Annotated in this window: 5 protein-coding genes; all 5 read left to right on the forward strand. The window is 46.4% G+C overall.

Annotated features, from left to right (window positions below; genetic code table 11):
- Positions 1-418: hypothetical protein (locus tag CCB157_RS17785; protein ID WP_158077369.1), on the forward strand; the 418-nt coding region annotated here is incomplete at its 5' end.
- A gap of 54 nt (positions 419-472) precedes the next feature.
- The gene (locus tag CCB157_RS16600) at positions 473-691 is read left to right on the forward strand and encodes a hypothetical protein (protein ID WP_077616918.1); all 219 of its coding nucleotides are present in this window, start codon (positions 473-475) and stop codon (positions 689-691) included.
- Positions 692-729: 38 nt separating this feature from the next.
- Positions 730-1,098: an HNH endonuclease signature motif containing protein gene (locus tag CCB157_RS16605; protein ID WP_077616919.1), complete on the forward strand. Its 369-nt coding sequence runs from the start codon at positions 730-732 to the stop codon at positions 1,096-1,098.
- A 95-nt stretch (positions 1,099-1,193) separates the two neighbouring features.
- Complete coding sequence (locus CCB157_RS16610; protein WP_077616920.1) at positions 1,194-1,691, forward strand: phage terminase small subunit P27 family; 498 nt, start codon at positions 1,194-1,196, stop codon at positions 1,689-1,691.
- Between the two features lie 27 nt (positions 1,692-1,718).
- A partial coding sequence (locus tag CCB157_RS16615; protein WP_238594754.1) for a terminase large subunit domain-containing protein occupies positions 1,719-2,203 on the forward strand: 485 nt, incomplete at its 3' end.

Consider the following 2,203-nt stretch of genomic DNA (forward strand, 5'->3'; position numbering starts at 1 on the left):
CTTCGTCAAATATATCGCCCGGAGGATTGAGTCGCCCTATCTCTGGTACGGTGGCGAGGTCAATCTTCGGCTTGGCAGCCAAGTGTACAAGATTATCGTCAGGCACAATTATGTCGGGACCAGTGCGCTGAATACCACGAACTCACAACGACGTCTCTTCGACGAGACATTCGGTGACGTGATCGCGCTGGGGCATCTGCATTGGAATGAGTCTCACGCCCGATCGAAAGCCGGCAAGGATACCGTTTGGATCCGATCCGGCAGCTATAAGATCACCGACGATTGGACTCAATGGGCCGTCGCTGGCCGCGGAGATACGCGGCAGCCGATGGTGATTCTATTTCCTGATCGGAAGAAGATCATTGATTTTCGTGATATGTACGATGGTATAAAATATTTAAATATGTTGAGAAAATAAAAGGTATAACCCCCGTGTTTATAGAACATAATAAATAGAAGTGGGGGTGATAAAATGAATCAAGATGAACTTCACAATAAAATTGTGAGACTAAGGAAACTCATAGAACAGAAAAAATTACTTTTTAGAGGTCCGGATGATACAATAATAAAATCATTGTCAAAAGTTAAATTAGATAAAAATGGAAAAGTAGATCCAAAAACAGTGGATGGAACGGTTTTAGCACTATTAAAAACAATAGATATAGCAGAGAATGATGAGAAAATACTTTAAGCACCATTTAGGTGCTTTTTTCTTTTGGGGTTGATATTATGCCACAACGACCTAAAAAGCCATGCAATCATCCAGGATGTCCAAACCTAACGACAGAAAGATACTGTGATCAGCACAAGAAAGATGAAAGGCAATATGATCGGTATCGTGGCAATAGCGCACAGCGAGGATATGATGCGCGATGGAGGAAAGCACGTCTGATGTTCTTACGTGAGCATCCTTTCTGCGTTATATGTGAGCAGGAGGGAAGGCTTACGCCTGCGACGGTTGTGGACCATATCGTTCCACATAAAGGAAACTATGAATTGTTTTGGGACGTGAGAAAATGGCAACCGTTATGCAAGCAATGTCATGATAGGAAAACCGCCAAAGAGGATGGAGGATTTGGACGGCTCGTTCGGGGGTAGGGGGTAGAAAATCTCTAGAAGTTTTTTTCGGTTGACCGGGTGGGCCCTCAAGCGCGCACAAAATTCGTTTTTTGGAGTAAAAGGGGGTGTGCTTCATGGGAAGAAAAGCGATCCCGATTGAGCTGCAGCTGATCAACGGAAACAAAAATCGACTCACGAAATCGGAAATTGAACAACGTCGGGAGGCAGAAAAAAAGATCAAACCAAAATCTAACAAAGTGAAGCCCCCCGCATGGCTCAATGATGTGGCGAAGAAAGAGTTCAAACGCATCGTCAAGGAGATGCAGGAGCTTGAGATACTGACCAATGTTGACGTTGATGCTCTGGCGCTATACTGCGATGCATATGCGTCATATATCGAATGCACGCGGATCATCGATGAAGAAGGGATGATGGTCGAATATACCAATAAGGCGGCCGAGACGAACAAGGTCCCTCATCCGTTGCTCACGAAGAAGAAGCAGTTAGCTGAGCAGATGAAGGCGCTGGCAACTGAGATGGGTTTGACGCCGGCATCCCGTGCCAAACTGGCCATGCCCAAAGAGCAGCCGAAGGAGCCGACAGAATTCGAGCGCTTGTTCGGCGATGTGTGATGATCGATCGTGACACTTCGTGAATGGATGATCGACTATGCAAATGGCTGCTTAAATGGGCAGGTGGTGGCGTGCCAGAAGCATAAATGGGCCGCGCAACGGTTCCTACGCGACATCGAACGGGAAGGCACAGACGCTTTTCCGTATGTGTTTAATGAACAGAAAGCCATGCGCTTCCTGCTTTGGATGAGCCAATTCAAACATACGAAAGGAAAGCTGCAAGGCCAACGCATTCAACCTCATCCGATTCAGATATTTGTATTTGGCAACATCTATGGCTGGGTGCATCGCGATACGGGATTGCGCCGATTCCGGAAAGCATACTGGCAAGTTGGCAGGAAGAATGCAAAATCACAAAGCCTGGCGTGCGTTGGTTCATATGAAGACATGGCGCTTGGCGAAAACATGGCTGAGGTCTATATTGGGGCCACAAAGACCGAGCAAAGTCGCATTGTATGGAATGAGATAAAGGCTCAATTGGCAGGTTGTCCAGAACTAAAAGGAAAATATCG

It is taken from the genome of Caenibacillus caldisaponilyticus (genome assembly GCF_002003465.1).
GTDB lineage: Bacteria > Bacillota > Bacilli > Bacillales > Sporolactobacillaceae > Caenibacillus > Caenibacillus caldisaponilyticus.

Coding starts and splice junctions, on each gene's coding strand:
- CCB157_RS16600 (WP_077616918.1), top strand. CDS start 473: ATGAATCAAGATGAACTTCACAATAAAATTGTGAGACTAAGGAAACTC.
- CCB157_RS16605 (WP_077616919.1), top strand. CDS start 730: ATGCCACAACGACCTAAAAAGCCATGCAATCATCCAGGATGTCCAAAC.
- CCB157_RS16610 (WP_077616920.1), top strand. CDS start 1,194: ATGGGAAGAAAAGCGATCCCGATTGAGCTGCAGCTGATCAACGGAAAC.